Origin of the sequence: Sphingobium sp. (assembly GCF_003248505.1) — a bacterium.
In the GTDB taxonomy this organism is placed as follows: Bacteria; Pseudomonadota; Alphaproteobacteria; order Sphingomonadales; family Sphingomonadaceae; genus Sphingobium.
Genome location: NZ_QFOA01000134.1, coordinates 1 through 4,396, shown reverse-complemented (window position 1 = coordinate 4,396; position 4,396 = coordinate 1). Strand labels below are relative to the sequence as shown.

Annotated in this window: 4 protein-coding genes and 1 pseudogene; 3 read left to right on the top strand and 2 right to left on the bottom strand. The window is 60.4% G+C overall.

Going from position 1 to position 4,396, the window contains the following annotated elements; translation table 11 throughout:
- Positions 1–1,194: MBL fold metallo-hydrolase (locus DI606_RS19575; protein WP_293985627.1), on the bottom strand; the 1,194-nt coding region annotated here is incomplete at its 3' end.
- A gap of 273 nt (positions 1,195–1,467) precedes the next feature.
- Between DI606_RS19575 and DI606_RS19570 the strand changes: the two genes are divergently transcribed.
- The 3 genes from DI606_RS19570 to DI606_RS20410 all read left to right on the top strand — a co-directional run bounded on the left by DI606_RS19570 (position 1,468) and on the right by DI606_RS20410 (position 3,195).
- Positions 1,468–1,716, top strand: a complete 249-nt coding sequence (locus DI606_RS19570) for a DUF2933 domain-containing protein (protein ID WP_037477917.1) — start codon at positions 1,468–1,470, stop codon at positions 1,714–1,716.
- The gene (locus tag DI606_RS19565; RefSeq protein WP_083216029.1) at positions 1,713–2,441 is read left to right on the top strand and encodes an isoprenylcysteine carboxylmethyltransferase family protein; all 729 of its coding nucleotides are present in this window, start codon (positions 1,713–1,715) and stop codon (positions 2,439–2,441) included. Before DI606_RS19570 ends, DI606_RS19565 begins: the two co-directional genes overlap by 4 nt.
- Before the next feature lie 412 nt (positions 2,442–2,853).
- On the top strand, positions 2,854–3,195 hold the full coding sequence (locus DI606_RS20410) for a helix-turn-helix domain-containing protein (protein ID WP_076605463.1): 342 nt from the start codon (positions 2,854–2,856) through the stop codon (positions 3,193–3,195).
- A gap of 612 nt (positions 3,196–3,807) precedes the next feature.
- Here the strand turns inward: DI606_RS20410 and DI606_RS19560 are convergent.
- Positions 3,808–4,296, bottom strand: a pseudogene (locus DI606_RS19560) (IS630 family transposase); the annotation flags it as partial.
- Positions 4,297–4,396 lie beyond the last annotated feature (100 nt).

The following is a 4,396-nucleotide window of genomic DNA, read 5'->3' as shown; positions in this document are numbered from 1 at the left end:
GGCGCCGCGGGTGCCCGCCGCCTGGAAGCCCGAGAAGAGGATGAGGTTCTTCCCATCCGGCGCGAAGCGCTTGAGATGGTGGAGCACGCGGCCGCCCGTCGCCATTCCACTGGCCGAGATGATGACCTTAGGGGCGGGGTTGGCGGTGAGTTCTTTGGATTCTTCCACTTCGCGCACATAGTGCGCGACCCCGCACGCCGCTTCACACTCGGCGCGTGTCAGGCGATGCTCGTCCATGAAATCGCACATCAGCCCGCTCGCGTTGATCGCCAGCGGGCTGTCGAGGAAGATCGGGATGTCGCGCAGACGGCCTTCGGCGCGCAGCCGGGAAAAATGGTAGAGCAGGGACTGGACGCGGCCCACGGCGAAGGCGGGGATCACCACGGTCCCGCCACGCTTGACGCACCGTTCGACATGGTCCCCCAGGGTCTTGGTCGGATCGACCTGTTCGTGGCGGCGATCGCCATAGGTGGATTCCACGAGGACATAATCGGCACGGGCAGGTGGCTCGGGATCCTTCATGACTGCGTCGCCATAGCGCCCGACATCACCTGAGAAGAGGATCGTGCGGCCCTTCCAATCGATCTCGATCGAGGCGGCGCCGAGGATGTGGCCGGCGCGATGATAGCGCGCCCTGATGCCGTCCGCGATCGGGTGCCACGCCCCGAACTCGACCGTGCGGAACAGCTGCAGCGCAAGGCGGGCGTCAGCCTGCGTGTAGAGCGGCAGCGCGGGCTGGTGCCTGGAAAAGCCGTGGCGATTGGCGAACTCCGCATCCTTTTCCTGGAGGTGCCCGCTGTCGGGGAGCAGAAGCTCGCACAAAGCTTCGGTCGCCCGGGTGCTGAGGACGGTCCCGTCCCAGTCAAGGCGCGCCATGCGTGGCAGCGCGCCGGAATGATCAAGATGCGCGTGCGTCAGCAGCAACAGGCCGACATCGGCAACCTCGGGCGCGATCGGCGCCCAATTGAGGCGGCGCAAATCCCTCGGACCCTGGAACAGGCCGGAATCGACCACGACCTGCGTATCGCCGTCGTCCACCAGATAGCGCGACCCTGTCACCGTTTCCGATGCGCCGAGGAACGCGACGCCAAGGCCGTCGGCAGGTCGCGTGGCGAGGTCGATCCTTGCTTCCCGTTCGAGCAGGTTCACCCCGACATGGCCGCGGGAATGATGCTTTTTCCTTTTCTTGTGCATGAACTCTGGCCTGCCTCTCACGCTTATTGTCCTTAGCGCAGCATTGGTGGACGACCAGCGCACGCCTATACGCAAAAGCCGCAGAATGACGGCCGCGTCATGACCACTGCGTAACGCCGATAGGGATGGTGAGGTTTGTGAACCAGCCGGCATCGCCTTCTTGGGCGAATGACGGACTTCGGTCTCTACTTATACCTTGCTCCCGGGACTCGGATCTATGCTCGCAAGACATTGGCGAGAGAAGAGCGGCATATGGACGGGCATGACCATCGCATGCGCAAGCGTGGAAAGATCGTTTTGATCGGCTTCCTGCTAGTCGCGGGCTTTTTCCTCATCACCGAGCACACCGCACATTTCCTGGGTGTGTTGCCCTATCTGATCCTGCTCGCCTGTCCGCTCATGCACCTGTTCATGCATCACGGTCATGGCGGCCATCAGCATGGCCATGACCAGATGCCGGGTGCTGTCCCGACCGGACTGCCTGCGAATTCGAACGAGCGCGTGGAAGGGGGGCCGCGATGACGCATACCGATTATGGCTATGGTCTTTGGGGGCTGGCGCTGGTCAACGCCTCCGTGTTCATCCTATTCGCGTACAGCTTCTTCAAACCCGCCACCGGGCGCGACTGGCGCAGCTTCGGCGCATTCAGCGCATTCATCGTTGCACTCTTCGCCGAAATGTATGGCTTCCCGCTCACCATCTTCTTGCTCTCGGGTTGGCTCCAGTCGCATTTCCCCGGCCTCGACTGGTGGAGCCACGATGCCGGCCATCTGCTCGAGATGATGTTCGGCTGGAGGGTCAACCCACATTTTGGCCCGTTCCATCTTGCCAGCTTCGTGCTGATCGGCGCGGGCTTCTGGCTGATCTCGGCCGGATGGGCGCCGCTTCACGCAGCCCAGCGCGTTCACAAGCCCGCAACGACGGGAATCTATGCCAAGGTTCGCCATCCGCAATATATCGGGTTCATCCTCGTGATGCTCGGATTTCTGCTGCAATGGCCGACGTTACTGACGCTCGCCATGTTTCCGGTGTTGGTGGTGATGTATATTCGCCTTGCCCGGCATGAGGAGAAGGCGGCGCTCGCGGAATTTGGCCAGGCATATCGTGCGTATATGGACCGCGTACCCGCCTTTGTTCCGCGGCTACGTGGTCGGTCGGCTCGTTTCTCCGACTCCAACCCCGCTCGGGGGGAGGCGGCAGGTAAGGCGATGAGGCCCGAAGAGCAAGCTCCGCCGCGCCGAGGCTGAGGGGTTGGACGCTTCGCCGCGTATTATATTCGAACGGTGACGCACGCATCAGGCGCGTTGCACTGCGGTACTTTGATTTGTCGGGAGTAGCTTCACTTGATTTGGCGGATCGCGTGACATGAAATCCGTCGTGGTGCCCCAGAGTCGTCCCTCATCGGACCTTCGCGCATCGGCAAATCGTGATGTCAAAAAGCGCCTTCCCTCATCTGCTCTTCACTGGGACGAAGACGTACCAAGGCAGTGGTGGTCACAAGTTCGGCCGCTCGCCGCCGCCGTTCGCGCACGCCCTCCGCAATTGTCCATGAGCGGGTCGGCGACCCTCCAAGCACCGCCAAGCCGGGCCCGACGGAACCGCGAACGGCGTAGCTGACTCAGTCCGGCCGTGCGCCTTTTAGGGTGAGAAAGTAACTGGATGTGCATCGAGTCAGAAAGACAGCTTTTTCAAGCGATAGACCCTGCGGCGGCCGACGCGATATTCCATACATTGAGTGCCCGATGGGTGTTGCACATCCTGGTAGCCCTGAGCAAAGACGAGCTGCGATTTACATCCATTCGTCGAGCCATACCGAAAATCAGCGCTAATGTGCTCACGGTCCGCCTACGGGAATTGGAAGGCGTATCTCTGGTCTCGCGAATGATGTCGCCACCGCCTGAATCCTATCAACTCTATGGCTTGGGGCCATTGGCGCATGGTTTGAGACCTGCGCTCCAACATCTGGAGCAATGGAGGACTAAGCTCAGCTTACTCGAATGAAATGCAGCGTTTTAGGTCGATGCTTTATCGTCGACTGCGTTGAGACCACTCAACAGTGGATTTCCTGCTCCCCCGTGGTTGGCCCCTCGGCAGGAGAACAGCCGCGATCTCATCGTAGCTGATCGGGTGGACACGGTCGCTCGTGCGGAAACGCGCGATGTCCAACGTGTCGTCGCCGAACGTCACAGCAATCGAGTTTATGAGATAGGCTCGCTCCCGGGAGTAGGGCAGCATCCAGATCACTCGTTTTGTCGCGATATTTTGGCGTAGTCTGGTCAGTTTGAGCGTTAGCTGTCGGCTCGGCTGATCGTTGGATCCGACGGCGAGGACGGTGGTGCCATATAGCCTGGCGGGTTTACGCCACGCCAGTATCTGGTCGATGGTAGCGCCTGCCTCGACCACCGAATCGCACCCACTGGCGTATCGGTTATTGATCGCTCCCGACAGTCCGACGCCAATGCTGTCACCGATAACAAGGCACGCGAACATGCACATCCTCGTGTAGAGAGGCGACTGAGATTGCCGGACGGTACAGAACTTGGAACCAACTCGGCCTTGCTTAGTCTTCCATTGCCATAACGTGTGCAGCAAGCGCCGACACGTCGGCATGGCCTAGTCACCTGAATCCGAAGTTCGGTTCATTGTTTTTTGGCAGTATCGTTTGACCGAGGCGAGGATCTCGTCGGCTGACTTCACCCATTTGTACGGCTTGGGATTTTCATTGTGAGCCGCAATGAATGCCGTGATGTCGGCTTCAAGTTCCGCCGTCGATCGGTGGACGCCGCGCTGCAGCTGCTTGCGCGTCAATTCGGCAAACCAGCGCTCGACCTGATTGATCCAGGAGGCCGATGTCGGTGTGAAGTGGACATGCCAATGCGAACGACGCGCCAGCCAGGCCTTGATCTTCGGCGTCTTGTGAGTGGCATAGTTGTCCATCACAATGTGCACGTCCGGTCCCTTGGGCATCTCGGCATCGATCCGCTTGAGGAAGTCGAGAAACTCGGTTGCCCGGTGTCGTTTGTAGCACTTGCCGATCACCGCGCCGGTGGCGATATCGAGCGCCGCGAACAGTGATGTCGTACCGTTGCGGACGTAAGTATGAGGGGAGCATGAGAAAGTTGGGGGTCATGCCGCCTTCCGTTCGTCCCTCCACCTCTGAAAGTCATTGGCCAACGTGCCATCAAGGGTACGGACGCGGAGT